The sequence below is a fragment of the Mycobacterium sp. B14F4 genome, from assembly GCF_039871645.1.
Classification (GTDB): Bacteria; Actinomycetota; Actinomycetes; order Mycobacteriales; family Mycobacteriaceae; genus Mycobacterium.
The window spans coordinates 82,818-97,924 of the sequence record NZ_JBDPMF010000014.1 but is presented as its reverse complement, the minus strand read 5'-3'; the positions used below and the strand labels follow the sequence as shown (position 1 = coordinate 97,924).

Genomic DNA, 15,107 nt, shown 5'->3' with positions numbered 1-15,107 from the left:
ACGGGTCCAAGACAAACTCAACAGCCGACCCCGACCCACCCTGAATCTCGACACTCCAGCCCAACGCCTAGCCGCCCTCCTCGACCAAGCCGCGTAGCCGCATTGCACTAACCACTTGACTTTGAGGGGTGGATTTACCTGCACAAGTTCAGTTTCGACGCAGTCAGATGCGGCCGTTCTTCGTCATCCAGCGCATGACCTGCCAGCCGACGAACACCGGCAGCCACGTCGTCAGCACCCGGTAGAGCAGCACCGACGGCACGGCGACCGCGGCGGGCATGCCGAACGCCGCGAGCCCACCGATCAGCGCGGCCTCGACGGCGCCGACCCCGCCCGGCGTCGGCGCGGCCGAGGCCAGCGTGCCGCCGACCATCGTCACCACCGTCACGGTGATGAAGGACGTGTCACCACCGAACGCCTCGATGGCGGCCCACAGCGCGAACGCGTTGCCGAGAGTCGTTGCGGCACAACCGAGGACGATGACCGCCAGCCGCCGGGGCTCGCGGGCCAGCTCCACCAGGTGGCCGACAATCTCCTGCAGCCGGGGCCGCACCGCGGTGGCCAGCCACTGTCGCACCTTCGGCACCAGCAGCGACGTGCCGATCAGACCCAGCAGCAGGCCGGCGACCAGATACAGCACTGTGGCACTGGGCACGAAGCGCGACAGGTTGGCGGAAACCCCCGCCGCGGCGCTGAAGAAGATCAACAGCCCGATGTGGGTCATCACCTGGACCGACTGCTGCAGCGCGACCGCCGTGGTGGCGCGCATCGGGCTCACGCCGCCCTTCTGCAGGTAGCGAGCGCTCAGCGCGAGGCCCCCGACACCGGCGGGCGTCGTGGTGGCGGCGAACTTGTTGGCCACCTGCATGACGACCAGCCCCCACAGCTTGACCATGCCGTCCGCGCACGTCCACAGCGCCGCGGCCGCGCCCAGGTACGTCAGCCCGGACGCCGCCAGGCCCAGCATCGCCCACCACCAGTTCGCGGTGCGCAGTTCGGTGATGAAGGTCGGCACCGAGCTGATGAACGGGTAGGCGACATAGACCAGGGCGATCAGCAGCACCAGCTGGATCAGCTGGCTGCGGGTGAACCGGGTCACCGTCTCGGTGCGGATCTCGTCGACCCGGGTCTGGCGCTTGACCTCGTCGCGGGCGGTGGAGATGACCCCCTTGGCGTCGGTCACGGCCTGTCGAATGCCCAGTGGCACAGCGGCTTTGGTCAGCCGACGCGACGCGAGCAACACCGTGTCCTTGCCGAACGCGTCGATCGCGGCGCGCACCGCGGATGGTGCGTCGTAAAGGGATGTCGTCGTCACCAGCAGCTGGGCGATATCGGATCGCAGCTGGGCGTCGGTGGCGCCGTACTCGGCGTCGGCGAACCCGCCGAACAGCACGGCGTCGTCGTCGACGGTGATCTCGCTGCTGCGCAGATCGCCGTGAGAGATCTGGCAGTCGTGCAGTTCACCCAGCGACTCCCACACCCGCGCAACGGGAATCGCGTCGACGCATTCGCGTAGCGGCACACCGCGCACGGGTGTGTGCGCGTACAGCGTCCAGCCGCGGTCCAGCGCGGCGACCGCGATGGTCGACATGTTGGCCACCTTCAGCTCGCCGATCGCGATGGCCATCAGCGCGCGGTGCTCGACGGCGCGGCGCATCGACGCGTGCAGCGGCGCGGTCTCCCGGTCGCGCAGCCGCAGCTTGCTCCACAGCTGCAGCAGCACGCCGCCGCCGCGCTGATGCGGCCCGTACAACTCCATCACCGCGGTTGACTGCTGGCCCTCGCACGTCGCATCCATCACCAGCGGTCCGGCGCCCGCGGGCCGCAGCACGGTCAGGCCGGAGACGACGCACCCGCGGCGGGCCATCGCCGTCACGGCTCTGTCCAGCGGCACCTCCAGCCCGGGCGTGCCGACGACGAGGACGACGAGAGCGCCGACGAACCAGCCGACGGCCAGGCCGAACAGCGAGCGGGCGGGCACGACGGCGCTGATGACCAGATGGATCGGCACGAACGCCAGCAGCAGCGCCCACCACCAGCGCCGCCACCGGGCGGGCAGCCAGGGCCCCGACACGGTGAGCACCGCGGCGAGCATCGCGATCCAGCGCGGGTCGTCGACGAACTGCGAGGCGAACGTGTCGAGCCGGTCGGAGATGTCGAAGTGCCAGCGCGGCGCCGTCAGGCCGAACCCGCTGACGGACAGGGCCAGCCCGGCGATCGCCGCGGCGGCGGCGTAGGCGCCGAGCAGCTTCCACTGCCGCGAGACGACCAGGCTCACCAGGATCACGAACGGCAGGGCGATGATCGCGATGCCGTAGGCCAGGTAGACGAGGTCGGCCTGGGTGGGGGTCAGCACGGCGACGATCTCGGAGATCGACTGCTCGAGTGCCACCCACTCGTTGCGGGTGATCAGCGAACTGGTGATGACGACGGCGAGGAACAGCCCGGCCAGCGCCACGCGGATGATGTCGTTGGTCCGGCGGGTCAGCGGCTGCAGCAGGTCGCCCGAGACGGTGATGTCCCGCCCGTCAACGCGCATGTGTCAACGATCTTCTCCGAACAGTGGCCGCGTCGGTAGCGACCCGCCGACAACTTAACCGCAGATCGGGCCCGATGGCGTATCGCCTCGGGGGCCGCCGCCTATTCCGTTTACGGGCACTCGCTCGTACGCTGTTAGGCATGAGTACAACAACGGAGTCGACTCTGCCGCCCGGCCCTCGGATCCCCTCCGCCGTCCAGTTGATGGTGATGATGCGTTGGTGGCCCGAGTACGTGGCCTGGTGTAGACGCCGCTACGGCAACGTGTTCTCCATCCGTAACTCGGTGATGGGCGACATGGTGTACCTGGCCGACCCGGCCGACATCAAGACGGTGTTCGCCGGCGACCCGCGGATCTTCCATGCGGGTGAGGCGAACTCGATGCTGGCCGGGTTGCTCGGCGACACCTCGGTGCTGGTGGTCGACGACGACGTGCACCGCGACCGGCGCCGGCTGATGATGGCGCCGTTCCACCGCGACGCCGTCGCTCGGCAGGCGCAGGTGATGGCCGAGATCGCCGCGGACAACATCGCGGGCTGGCCCGTCGGCCGGCCGTTCGCGGTGGCGCCGAAGATGTCGGAGATCACCCTGGAGGTGATCCTGCGGACGGTCATCGGCGCCAGCGAGCCGGCCCGCCTGGCCGCGCTGCGCGAGGTCATGCCGCGGCTGCTGAGTGTGGGGCCGTGGGCGTCGCTGGCCATCGCGAAGCCGAAGCTGCAGAAGTACGGGCCGTGGCGCGGGTTGCGGCGCAACATCGCCGTCGCCGACGCGTTGCTCTACGAGGAGATCGCCGAGCGCCGCGCGGATCCGAACCTGGCCGAGCGCACCGACGCCCTGGCGATGCTGGTGCGGGCGGGCATCCAAGACGGCCCCGGCGACGGGTCGGCCATGAGCGACCGCGAACTGCGCGACCAGTTGATGACGCTGCTCGTCGCGGGCCACGACACCACCGCGACCGGGCTGTCCTGGGCGTTGGAGCGGTTGACCCGGCACCCGGACATCCTCGCCAAGGCGGTGCGCGCGGCCGACGACGGCGACGACGAGTACCTCGACGCGATCGCCAAGGAGACGCTGCGGATCCGCCCGGTGGTCCCCGACGTCGGCCGCATCCTGACCGAACCGGTGGAGGTGGCCGGCCACCGCCTGCCCGCGGGGATCATGCTCGTGCCGAGCATCACGCTGGTGCACGAGGACGCCGACTTGTACCCGGATCCCGACCGGTTCGATCCCGACCGGATGGTCGGCAAGACGCTGAGCCCGACGACGTGGCTGCCGTTCGGCGGCGGCAACAGGCGTTGTCTCGGTGCGGGTTTCGCGATGGTGGAGATGCGCGTCGTGCTGCGCGAGGTGTTGCGGCGGGTCGAATTGCAGACCACCGCCGCCGCAGGCGAGCGCGCGCGGATCAAGCACGTGATCATGACCCCGCACCGGGGCGCGCGGATCACGGTCACGGCCAGGAAGGCGGTTGAGCCGACGGCGGCGGGACCGGCTGCCTCGTGTCCCGCCGCCGCCGGCACGTCACCGGCGACGCCGACCTAGGTCAGGGGCGCCTGTTGGTAGTGCCGCCCTCGTCGGCGAGGCTGGCGATGTCGCGCTCCCACGCCGCGTAGCGCACCCGCCGCAGGCAGGGCCGGGCCAGACCGACCATCAGCGCCGCCGTCGCCGCCACCGCCAGCCAGAACGAGATGCCGGCCACCGCGGCTTCCACGCCGGCTCGCCACCACGGATCCATCTGCGCCGCCCGCCGACCGTCAGGGTGCACCCAGACGTCGATGGTCTGGCCCGCGCGCACCGGCTCGGTCCACTGGAAGCGCTCGGCGCGCTGCACGCCGCCGTACTGCCAGCGGGCCTCGACGACCGTCACCTGAGACCGCGGCAACGGGACGCTGTCCCTGGTCGCCGTGGCGACAACCCTCTCCAGGTCCTCCAGCTGCGTCGCGTAGGCGCGGCCGCGCTCGTCGTGGATCGCCGTGGCCAGCGCGGCCGCGACGGGAACGGCGATCAGGCAGGCGGCGACGGCCATCGCCATGGCGAGCGCTTCGATGCGGTCGGTGGTCCGCACCAGCGGATTGCGGCCGAACGCCTGCGCCAGTCGCCACCGCCACCACGCGAAGGTGAATGTCTGCATGGCGCCTCCTCGGTGCTTCGAAGCGGGAATTGACGACCGCGCAGCGTTCAAACCTGCCGCGATTCGCCGAGAAACCGGGACGGGCGCTCGGCAACACCGGTAAATACCTTGGACATGGGCGCGGGGAATCTTGTGGGTCGGATCGGCGGGCTGGCGGTCGCGCTGGGTATCGGGTCGGCGGTCCTGATGGGGCAGGGGGTGGCGGCGGCCGAAACGGGCGACACGTCGCAGAGCGGGACGTCCACGACGGACACGTCGGCCCCGGCGGACACATCGGCCTCCACCGACTCCCAGTCGCCGGACACCTCGGCCGACGACGACGCCACCGACACCGACGAGGCCGAGGCGTCCCCGGAGGATGACACCGACGAGCAGGATGACCCGTCGACTCCGCCGAAACGCTCGAACAAGCGGTGGAAAGCCGACGAGGCCGACGAGCCAACCACCGATCAGGGTGATGACACGGCCGACATCGCGACGTCTTCGCAGCAGGCCCCCGAGGACCCCCAGCCCGCCGAGGACCCCCAGCCCGCCGGAGACTCGGAACTCTCCGCCGACCCGGCGCCATCGGCCGGCGAGCCCGTCGTCAGTGAGGTCGTCGAACCGCTAGTCGCCGAACGCGATGACCGCGCCGAGCCGGTATCCGCCCCGAAAGACGCTGTGACGGCGACGGTTTCGAGCCTCGTCACGGCGCTGGTCAGCCCGTTCGTCGGTGCGGATGACGGCCCCGCCGCACCCGTCGACACACCGATGGTGTGGACGCTGGCCGCGGCGGCGCGGCGCGAACTCGCCGCCGAGCCGGAGCGGCCCGTCGTCGCGATCCCGTCCGTCCCGCTGTTGACGCCGCTGCAGTACGTGCCGGTCTTCGGGCCGCTGGTGGTCACGCCCGTCGTCGCGATCATCAAGCAGGTGCCGTTCATCGGCGACATCCTGCATCCGCTCATCGGCTATCCGATCGGCTTCACCGGCGGCACGACGCCGCGCGACGTCATCGTCTACTCGGCCGACGGCACCCCGATCTACGTCCACTTCTTCCCGGCACAGGGCGCCAACAAGGGCAAGCTCGCGCCGACGATCCTCAACGGTCCCGGCCTCGGCCTTCCCGGGGAGACCAACCCGATCGCCGAGGACAACCCGTTCATGCCCAACCAGGTCATCGGCATGGCCCCGCTGCTGCGCAGCGGCTACAACGTCGTGACGTGGGACCCACGCGGGGAATGGCAGTCCGGCGGTGTGCTGCAGATCGACCATCCGGACTACGAGGGCCAGGACATGAAGGCCATCATCAGCTGGCTCGCCACTCAGCCGGAGGTGCAACTCGACGCCCCCGGCGATCCGCGGATCGGGATGGTCGGCGCCTCGTACGGCGGCGGGATCCAGTTGGTCACCGCGGCGATCGACAAGCGGGTCGACGCGATCGCCCCGACGATCGCCTGGAACAACCTCAACAGCTCGCTGTACAAGGCCCGCTCGACCAAGACGAGTTGGGGCGCGATCCTCACCGCGGCGCTGCTCCTCACCGGCTCACGGTCCAACACCGACATCTACCTCGCGGTCGCGACCGGCCTGCTGACCGGGCGGCTCACCGAGGACCAGGTGGACTTCCTCGACGAGCGCAGCCCCGACAGGCTGCTGGAGCAGATCACCGCGCCCACCCTGCTGCTGCAGGGCACCGTGGACACCCTCTTCTCGTTGCAGGAGGCGCACGAGAACGCGGAAGTGTTGCTCGCCAACGGCGTTCCGACCAAGGTGGTGTGGTTCTGCGGCGGCCACGGCGCGTGCATCAGCAGCGCCAACGACGGCACGCTGATCGAGCGGGCGACGATGAACTGGCTCGACCGCTACGTGAAGGGTGAACCGGTCCCGACGGGCCCGCAGTTCGAGTGGGTGGACCAGCACGGGCGGGTCTTCGGTTCCGACACCTACCCGGTCAAGCCGGGATCGTCACTGGACGTCACGGCCGTCGGCAGGCAGGCGATCCCGCTGTTACCTCTGATCGGCGGATCGGGACCGAATCTCCGTGCGCTGCAGGCTGGTCCGATCGGCCTACTGCTGGGGATCTTGTCCGCGGCCGACGCCCCCAACGCCGTCGAACTGACGCTGCCCGAGCAGGCGACGACCCAGTACCTCGTCGGTGCACCACAGCTGGAGTTCACCTATTCCGGCGTCGGTATCGGTGATCACGTGTATGCCCAACTCGTCGACGACTCAACGGGTTTGGTGCTGGGCAACCAGGTCACGCCGATTCCGGTGGTGCTGGACGGCAAGTCGCGCGTCGCGACGGTCTCGTTGGAGCAGATCGCGCAGACGCTGGCACCCGGCCAGACGGTGACGCTGCAGATCGTCGCGTCGGCCGTGCAGTACCAGACGTTCCGGTCGTTGGGGACGTTCACGGTGTCGAGCATCAACCTCTCGCTGCCGACCGCGGATGCGGCGACGGTGCTGACCCCGTCGACCGTCGAGGTGGTCACGGCAGCCTGACCATGGCAATTGCTCGCCCGGTGGCCGGCGTCCTCCTCCACTGCGAAATCGGCGTCGGCGACTATTAAGATTTCCTGGCAAAGCTGCGGTAACTTCAATCGACACACCGATGCGGGGTTGGCCGCCGAGGAGTTAACACGGTGGATGCGACACCTTTCGGGCACTACCAGCTGCGGGAGCTGATAGGGCGCGGCGGCATGGGTGAGGTCTACCGCGCCTACGACACCAGGACCGACCGCATCGTCGCGCTCAAGGTGCTGCCGCCCAGCATGGCCGCCGACGAGACGTTCCAGCAGCGGTTCCGCCGCGAATCCCAGGCCGCGGCCGGGCTGAACGACCCGCACGTCGTCCCCATCCACGGCTTCGGCGAGATCGACGGGCGGTTGTATCTCGACATGCGGCTGATCGAGGGCCGCAACCTCGGCACCATCCTGAGCGACACCGGCAAGCCGATCGACGCGGCGCTGGCGGTCAAGGTGGTCGAGCAGGTGGCCACGGCGCTGGACGCCGCACACGGGGCAGGCCTGATCCACCGCGACATCAAGCCGTCGAACATCCTGATCACCGAACGCGAATTCGTGTACCTGATCGACTTCGGCCTCGCCCGCACCGCCGGCGAGAAGGGGCTGACGACCGCCGGCAGCACGCTGGGCACCATGGCCTACATGGCCCCCGAGCGCTTCGAGGGCAAGCCGGTCGACGCGACCGCCGACATCTACGCCCTGACCTGCGTGCTCTACGAGTGCCTGACCGGGGTGCGCCCGTATCCGGCCGACAGCCTCGAGCAGCAGATCGCCGGACACATGACCAAGGAGGTGCCGCGGCCCTCGACCATCGATCCGCGGTTGGCGGCGTTCGACGAGGTCATCGCCAAGGGCATGGCCAAGAAGCCCGCCAAGCGCTACCAGACGGCCGGTGAGCTGGCCGAGGCCGCACGGCGGGCGTTGAACACGCCGGTGCGCACCGCGGGCAGTGGCAGGCACGCCGCGCGGCGGGCCTCGCCGACCAGGACGCGGGCGTCGCGGCGGGCGCTGGCGGCGGTCGCCTCGGTGCTGCTGGTCGCCGCCCTTGGCACGTTCGGTGTGCTGCAGTGGCGGGGCGGTCCCGGCCGCAGCGACACCAGGCCCGCGAGCGTCGCGGAAAGCTCCTCGACGGCGACGCCGGTGGCGGCACCCGGCGCGGTGGAGTCGATCGCCGCCACGGTGCCCGAGGACATCCGGTCGTCGGGGCGGTTGATCATCGGCGTCAACGTTCCCTATGCGCCAAATGAGTTCAAGGACGCCAACGGCCAGATCGTCGGGTTCGACGTGGACCTGATGAACGCGGTCGCGCGGACCTTGGGCCTGGTGCCGGAGTACCGCGAGACCGCGTTCGAGGCGATCCTGCCGTCGGTGCGCGCGGGCGACTTCAACCTCGGCATGTCGTCGTTCACCGACACCAAGGAACGTGAGCAGGCCGTCGACTTCGTCACCTACTACCAGGCGGGCACCATGTGGGCGCAGCGGGCCGGCTCGGGTATCACCCCGGCCGACGGGTGCGGGCTGCGCATCGGGGTGTCGTACGCGACCCTGCAGGAGACCGAGGAGATCCCGGCCAGGAGCGAGGACTGCGTGGCCGCGGGGAAGGCGCCGATCGACAAGGTGGTCTACGTCAGCCAGGACGACCTCAACTCCGCCCTGATCAACGGCGAGGTCGACGCGATGGCCGCCGACTCGCCGGTCACTGGGTTCGCGATCAAGACCTCCGGCGGTGCGCTGGAGCCCGCGGGCGACGTCTACAACTCCGCACCGTACGGCTGGCCGGTGGCCAAGGGCTCCGCGCTGGCCGAATCGCTGCGGCAGGCGTTGGCGCACCTGATCTCGACGGGTGAGTACCGCACGATCGCGGTGATGTGGGGTGTCGAGAAAGGCATGATCTCGACGCCGGTGATCAACGGCGCGACCCGCTGACCACCCGCCCGCGCGACCGCCCTGCACCGCGCCGTGTACCGTTGAGGTAGACCTTCCCGGTTCGGCCGAGCCAACCGGTTTTCATCGTGACGGTGCGCAATGGGTCCCACCGACCGCCGCCCGTAGTTAAGGACTTGCTCATGGAGTCGTCTGATCTGTTCTCCCATCCCCAGAAGCCCGAGTTCGTCTCGAACAAGCGTTCCGAGACCGAGCCGGTGAAGAACCCCGAGTTCTCCGACGGCAAAACGCCCTCCGCTAAGCCGACGCAATGAACGGCTTGACGGGTACGCGTCGACTGGCTCGGCCCGTCAGGCTGGTGTTGGCACATGAACTGGGAACTTCACTCGACGGGGCGTGGTGGCCCCATACCGGTTCGGTGCCGGGCGAACTGCCCGGTCTGATCGAGGCCTTGCACAAACCGCTCGGCGAGATCGTCGACCTGCGGGTGAATTGGGCAGCCACCGAGGGCGTGCTCGACTTCGACTCCATCCTCAACGGTGTCGCTTCGAGGAAGGTCGCCGCGCCCCGTCGGCGTCACCGGCTGATGATGGTCGTCGGCCGCTCGGCGTCGGCCAAACTCCTTGTGGTTCCGCATATGACGACGCCGGCGCTCGGCATCATGGTGATGCGATGCGCGTCGGGCAGGTCGATGCTGGGCAAGGACCAGAACGGCCAGTGGTCGGAAGCCGCCAACAAGGTGGTCGGCGAAGCGCGCGCGCAGAGCCTGGAGTGGACGAACTGCATGACCGATACCGCAGCGAAGTGAACCGAAAACCCTTGTGCACCAGTCGATTCTGAGTGCGAACATCCGTCGTGCTATCCTGGAGGCGGATATCTCTCGATATCCGAATCACATGAGAGAAGTTGGAAGTATGGCACAGGGAACCGTCAAATGGTTCAACGAAGACAAGGGCTTCGGGTTCATCGCTCCGGATGAGGGCTCGAAGGACGTCTTCGTCCACTACAGCGAGATCCGCGGCAGCGGATACCGCACACTCGCGGAGAACCAGCGCGTCCAGTTCGACATCGAGCAGGGCGGCAAGGGTCCGCAGGCTGTCGGAGTGACAGCCGTCGTCTGACAAAGACTTCGTGAAGTGGGGGGGGGGGGGGGGCCCCCCGCCCCCCCACTCTTCGTTTTCAAGGTCGTGGCGCCCGTCAGCGCACGACGATCGAGTGCTCGCCGCGCGGCACGAGCTCGCCGATGATTGGCGCGCCCGGTATCTCCCCGGCGATCAACAGGCCGCCGGAGGTCTGCGCGTCGGCCAGCAGCAGCGCCTCGTCCCCGTCGACGGCGGTGACGTCGATGTGCTGCCGCACCCAGTCGAGGTTGCGCCGCGTGCCGCCGCTGACATACCCCGAGCCCAGCGCATCGCGGGCCCCGTCGAGATAGGGCACCGCCGCGGCGTCGACGACCGCCGTGACGCCGCTGGCGCGAGCGAGCTTGTGCAGATGGCCGAGAAGGCCGAAACCCGTGACGTCCGTGGCACTTTCGACCCCCGCTGCCAGCGCTGCCTCGGCGGCGGCGGCGTTCAGCGTCGTCATCACCGCGATCGCCTCCGGGAAGGTCTCGCCGGTGGCCTTGTGCCTGCTGTTGAGCACGCCGACCCCCAGCGGCTTGGACAACGACAGCGGCAGCCCGGGCTTGGCCGCGTCGTTGCGCAGCAGCCGGTCCGGGTCGGCGACCCCGGTGACCGCCAGGCCGTACTTGGGCTCGGGGTCGTCGACGCTGTGGCCGCCTGCCAGGTGACAGCCCGCAACGCTGCAGACGTCCAGCCCGCCGCGCAGCACCTCGGCCGCCAGCTCGAACGGCAGCGTCTCGCGCGGCCAGCCCAGCAGGTTCACCGCGACGACCGGCCGCCCGCCCATCGCGTAGACGTCCGACAGCGCGTTGGTCGCGGCGATGCGGCCCCAGTCGTAGGGGTTGTCGACGACCGGGGTGAAGAAGTCCGTCGTCGCGATCAGCGCGACATTGCCGTCGATGCGCACCGCCGCCGCGTCGTCCCCGTCGTCGAGGCCGACCAGGAGCTCGCCGGCCGGGTCGCGCGGCGCGGCGCCGGTCAGCCCGCGGACCACGTCCTCGAGCTCACCGGGCGGGATCTTGCAGGCGCAGCCGCCGCCGTGGGCGTACTGGGTCAAGCGGTACGTCATCCCTCCATGCTGCCTGGCATGATCGGTCCGTGGGCCAGGGAGGCGTATCCGGTCTGGTGACCGGCACGGTCTTCAAAATCGCTGAGCGGCAGATCCTGTCGCTGGCGGGTTCGATTCCCGTCCGCCTCCGCCATTCCCACCGTCCGGCCGCCTTCCGCCGAGTGTGAAACCACTGCGAGAAAACGAGCAGGAATTCGCAACGGTTTCACACTGGGCAGCGGGGTCAGAACCCGGTCACAGGTCCCAGACGAGGTGGCCGTCCGGGCGCAACCGTGCCCCGTCCGACGGCGCGTGGGCAACCCGCCGCCCATCGTGCATGAGGTGAAAGACCGGCTCCGACCACGCGATCACCGCCACGTCGGCGAGGATGCGGCGGTGGCAGCGCCACCACACCGCCTCACTGCACATCATCGCGGTGGACCTGCGGTCCGACTGCTCGATCAGCTCGCCCATCGCGTCCCCGAACGGCGCGGTCCGGGTGTAGGCGGCGTAGGCGCTGAACTGCCTGACGCGCCACCACGTGTCCTCGGGCTCTGACCCGGCGGGCAGCGTCCGTCGGCCACCCAGGCGGGCCTCCCAGCGGTAGTCCAGCCCGGCTTCGGCCGCCCAGGCGGCGATGACGTCCTTCTCGACGTCGGGGTTGTGCCTGCTGTTCGGAAACCGGCGGATGTCCACCAGGGCCTCGATGCCTGCGCCCTGCAGCAGTCGCACCAATTCGGCTCGACGGAGCGCGCCGTGGCCCACCGATGTCAGCATCCCATCGATATACCCGCAAAAGTGGCCGCCTGCCATGATTGAGCCATGGACGACCCGCGACGGAGTGTGCCGCGCACCGACGCGTTGCTCGCCGACCCGCGTCTGGTCGACGCCACCCGGGTGCTCGGCCGCGAGCTGGTGAAAACCGTTGTCGCCCAGGCGCAGCAGCGGGCCCGCGCCGGCGAGATCGCCCCGGAGCAGGTCGCCGACGACGCGGTGGCCGCGCTGCCCGCCTGCGCGGCGAGCCTGCGGCCCGTGATCAACGCGACCGGCGTCGTCGTACACACCAACCTCGGCAGGGCGCCGCTGTCGGCGGCGGCGGTCGATGCGGTGATCACGGCCAGCGGCGCGACGGACGTCGAGTTCGACCTGGAGACCGGACGACGGGCCCGCCGCGGCCGCGGTGCGCTCGCCGCCCTGGCGCGGGCGGTGCCGGCCGCGGGCGGCGTGCACGTGGTCAACAACAACGCCGCTGCGCTGCTGCTCACCGCGATGACCCTGGCGCCGGGCAAGGAGATCGTGGTCAGCCGCGGCGAGCTGATCGAGATCGGCGACGGCTTCCGGCTGCCCGCGCTGATGGAGTCGACCGGTTCGCGGATCCGTGAGGTCGGCACCACCAACCGCACCCACCCGAGCGACTACGCCGACGCGATCGGCCCGGACACCGGCTTCATCCTCAAGGTGCACCCGTCGAACTACGCCGTCAGCGGGTTCACCTCCGCGGTGAGCGTGCGCGAGTTGTCCGTCCTCGACACGCCGCTGGTCGTCGACATCGGGTCCGGTCTGCTGGCACCGCACCCGCTGCTGCCCGACGAACCCGACGCCACGTCGATGCTGCGCGACGGCGCCGACCTCGTCACCGCGAGCGGGGACAAGCTGCTCGGCGGGCCGCAGGCGGGCCTGCTGTTCGGCGCCGCGGACCTCGTCGAGCGGCTGCGGCGGCATCCGGCGGCGCGGGCGTTGCGCGTCGACAAGCTCACCCTCGCGGCGCTGGAGGCCACGCTGGCCGGTCCGCCGCCTCCCGTCGTCGAGGCGCTGCAGGCCGATATCGACGAATTACGCTCCCGCGCAGCGCGATTGGCGGCCCAGCTGCCCGACTGCGTGGCCGTCGACTGCATCGCGGCCGTCGGCGGTGGCGGCGCACCGGGTGTCGAGTTGCCGAGCGCCGCGGTGAGCCTGCCGGAGTCGTACGCCGCGCCGCTGCGCACCGGCACGCCCGCGGTGGTGGGACGGCTCGAGGGCGGCCGCTGCCTGCTCGACCTGCGTACCGTCGCACCCGAGGACGACGGCCTGCTGGTCCGGGCGGTGCGGGCATGTTCGTCGTAGCCACCGCGGGTCACGTCGACCACGGCAAGTCCACGCTCGTCGAACGGCTGACCGGGATGTGGCCCGACCGCCTGGCCGAGGAACAGCGCCGCGGGCTGACCATCGACCTCGGGTTCGCCTGGGCGCGGTTCGACGGGCGTGACATCGCGTTCGTCGACGTCCCGGGACACGAGCGGTTCGTGGCGAACATGCTCGCCGGGTGTGGCCCGATGCCCCGGGATAGCCCCGTGATGTTCGTCGTCGCCGCGACCGAGGGCTGGATGCCGCAGTCCGACGAGCATCTCGACGCGTTGCGGGCGCTGGGCGCCCGGCATGTGCTCGTGGTGATCAGCAAGGCGGACCTCGCCGACCCCGACCACGCGATCGCACAGGCGCGGCAGCGACTCCCCGATTCGCCGATCGCGCTCGGCACAGACCTGAATGATGTTCGCGCCGAACTGATCTCGCTCGTCGACCGGCTGCCCGCCCCGGACCGCGGCGCCGACGTGCGGCTGTGGGTGGACCGGTCGTTCACGGTGCGCGGCGCGGGCACGGTGGTGACGGGCACGCTGGCGGCGGGAACCGTCGGCGTTGGCGACGAACTCGAACACCGCGGCGGACGCGTCACCGTCCGCGGGCTGCAGTCGCTGGGCCGGGACCGCGACGAGGTGGGCGCGGTGGCGCGGGTCGCGGTCAACCTGCGCGGTGTCGAGCGCGGGCACATCGGCCGCGGCGACACGCTACGCACGCCCGGTGCGTGGCTCGACACCACCGAGATCGACGCCCTGCTCAGGCATTCCGGTGAACTGCATCGCCAACTGACGCTGCACATCGGGTCGGCCGCGGTGCCGGTGCAGGTGCGTCCCCTCGGCGAGGCCGGGGCGCGGCTGCGGCTGGCCCGACCGCTGCCCCTGCGTGTCGGCGACATCGGCCTGCTGCGCGATCCCGGCGAGCACCGCATCGCGGCCGGCGTCGAGGTTCTCGATGTGCGCCCGCCGGCGCTGCGGCGGCGCGGGGCGGCCAGGGACCGGGGCGAGGAACTGGCCACCGGGCGGGTGGCCCGGCCGCCGTGCGCCCGCGCAGAAGAGTTGCGCGCCATGGGTTTCGAGACGAGCGGCGCGCGGATCGGCGACTGGGTGGTCGACGAGCAGTGGTGGGCCGCGCGCCGCAGGCAGATGATGGCGGCCGTCCGAGACTGGTCCGCGGACAACGACATCGCGGCGGGCATGCCGCTCGGGACGCTGCGTCAACGATCCGGGCTGCCCGCCGCCGAACTGCTGGGACCGCTGCTGGAGGGGACGGGTCTGCAGGTGGGTGACGGCGTCGTGCGACAGCCCGGTGCCGGCCTGCCCGAGCGCGTCGACAAGGCGGTGCGCACCGTCGAGGAGTGGCTGGCCGCCGAGCCGTTCCGCGCGCCGGAGGCCGACGAACTGGTCGGCCTCGAACTCGGGCCGCGCGAGCTGGCCGCCGCCGTCCGGGCGGGCCGACTGGCGAGGATCGCCGACGGAGTGATGCTCGGGGCCGACGCGGTCGAGCGCGCAGCCGAGATCCTGCGCGCGTTGCCGCAACCGTTCACCGCCGCCGAGGCCAAGCGCGCTCTGCACACCACGCGGCGTGTGGCGATCCCGCTGCTGGAACTGCTTGACGCGCGGCGCCTTACGCGGCGGGATCCCGATGGAACCCGCACGGTCGTCACATAGCCCACGGTCGAGATCGCACAGAGGGCCGTGGGTGTTCATCGCAGCCCTGAGTGCAATCTCGTCCTTGGCATCGGCGCGGCACATGACCCCCGACCGACGCCC

Annotated in this window: 12 protein-coding genes and 1 tRNA gene; 9 read left to right on the top strand and 4 right to left on the bottom strand. The window is 70.4% G+C overall.

Annotated features, from left to right (window positions below; translation table 11 throughout):
- Nucleotides 1-163: 163 nt before the first annotated feature.
- Nucleotides 164-2,539, bottom strand: a complete 2,376-nt coding sequence (locus tag ABGB19_RS25785; RefSeq protein ID WP_347688836.1) for a flippase-like domain-containing protein — start codon at nt 2,537-2,539, stop codon at nt 164-166.
- Nucleotides 2,540-2,679: 140 nt separating this feature from the next.
- Between ABGB19_RS25785 and ABGB19_RS25780 the strand changes: the two genes are divergently transcribed.
- Complete coding sequence (locus ABGB19_RS25780) at nt 2,680-4,077, top strand: cytochrome P450 (protein WP_347688835.1); 1,398 nt, start codon at nt 2,680-2,682, stop codon at nt 4,075-4,077.
- 1 nt (nt 4,078) lies between these two features.
- Here ABGB19_RS25780 and ABGB19_RS25775 read toward each other — a convergent pair whose 3' ends face one another.
- Nucleotides 4,079-4,666, bottom strand: coding sequence for a hypothetical protein (locus ABGB19_RS25775; protein WP_347688834.1), 588 nt, complete (start codon nt 4,664-4,666; stop codon nt 4,079-4,081).
- Nucleotides 4,667-4,798: 132 nt separating this feature from the next.
- Between ABGB19_RS25775 and ABGB19_RS25770 the strand changes: the two genes are divergently transcribed.
- The 5 genes from ABGB19_RS25770 (at nt 4,799) to ABGB19_RS25750 (ending at nt 10,175) form a co-directional block, all read left to right on the top strand.
- Nucleotides 4,799-7,147 (top strand): CocE/NonD family hydrolase, encoded by a 2,349-nt coding sequence (locus ABGB19_RS25770; protein ID WP_347688833.1) that lies wholly within the window; start codon nt 4,799-4,801, stop codon nt 7,145-7,147.
- 140 nt (nt 7,148-7,287) lie between these two features.
- On the top strand, nt 7,288-9,096 hold the full coding sequence (locus ABGB19_RS25765; protein ID WP_347688832.1) for a bifunctional serine/threonine-protein kinase/transporter substrate-binding domain-containing protein: 1,809 nt from the start codon (nt 7,288-7,290) through the stop codon (nt 9,094-9,096).
- Nucleotides 9,097-9,236: 140 nt separating this feature from the next.
- Nucleotides 9,237-9,368 carry a hypothetical protein gene (locus ABGB19_RS25760; RefSeq protein ID WP_347688831.1) on the top strand — a complete coding sequence of 44 codons (132 nt, stop codon included), beginning with the start codon at nt 9,237-9,239 and terminating at the stop codon, nt 9,366-9,368.
- Nucleotides 9,365-9,862, top strand: a complete 498-nt coding sequence (locus tag ABGB19_RS25755; protein ID WP_347688830.1) for a DUF5994 family protein — start codon at nt 9,365-9,367, stop codon at nt 9,860-9,862. Before ABGB19_RS25760 ends, ABGB19_RS25755 begins: the two co-directional genes overlap by 4 nt.
- 106 nt (nt 9,863-9,968) lie before the next feature.
- The gene (locus ABGB19_RS25750; protein WP_347688829.1) at nt 9,969-10,175 is read left to right on the top strand and encodes a cold-shock protein; all 207 of its coding nucleotides are present in this window, start codon (nt 9,969-9,971) and stop codon (nt 10,173-10,175) included.
- A 76-nt stretch (nt 10,176-10,251) separates the two neighbouring features.
- Here ABGB19_RS25750 and selD read toward each other — a convergent pair whose 3' ends face one another.
- Nucleotides 10,252-11,244, bottom strand: a complete 993-nt coding sequence (selD, locus tag ABGB19_RS25745) for a selenide, water dikinase SelD (protein ID WP_347688828.1) — start codon at nt 11,242-11,244, stop codon at nt 10,252-10,254.
- Between the two features lie 38 nt (nt 11,245-11,282).
- Here selD and ABGB19_RS25740 point away from each other — a divergent pair.
- Nucleotides 11,283-11,377, top strand: a tRNA-Sec gene (locus ABGB19_RS25740).
- A 101-nt stretch (nt 11,378-11,478) separates the two neighbouring features.
- On the opposite strand, the gene ABGB19_RS25735 is transcribed toward ABGB19_RS25740, so the two are convergent.
- Nucleotides 11,479-12,000 carry a DUF488 domain-containing protein gene (locus tag ABGB19_RS25735; RefSeq protein ID WP_347688827.1) on the bottom strand — a complete coding sequence of 174 codons (522 nt, stop codon included), beginning with the start codon at nt 11,998-12,000 and terminating at the stop codon, nt 11,479-11,481.
- A 45-nt stretch (nt 12,001-12,045) separates the two neighbouring features.
- Between ABGB19_RS25735 and selA the strand changes: the two genes are divergently transcribed.
- Nucleotides 12,046-13,326, top strand: a complete 1,281-nt coding sequence (gene selA, locus ABGB19_RS25730; protein ID WP_347688826.1) for an L-seryl-tRNA(Sec) selenium transferase — start codon at nt 12,046-12,048, stop codon at nt 13,324-13,326.
- Entirely contained in the window at nt 13,314-15,005 is a 1,692-nt protein-coding gene (locus tag ABGB19_RS25725; protein WP_347688825.1) for a SelB C-terminal domain-containing protein, read from the top strand. Before selA ends, ABGB19_RS25725 begins: the two co-directional genes overlap by 13 nt.
- Nucleotides 15,006-15,107: the final 102 nt, after the last annotated feature.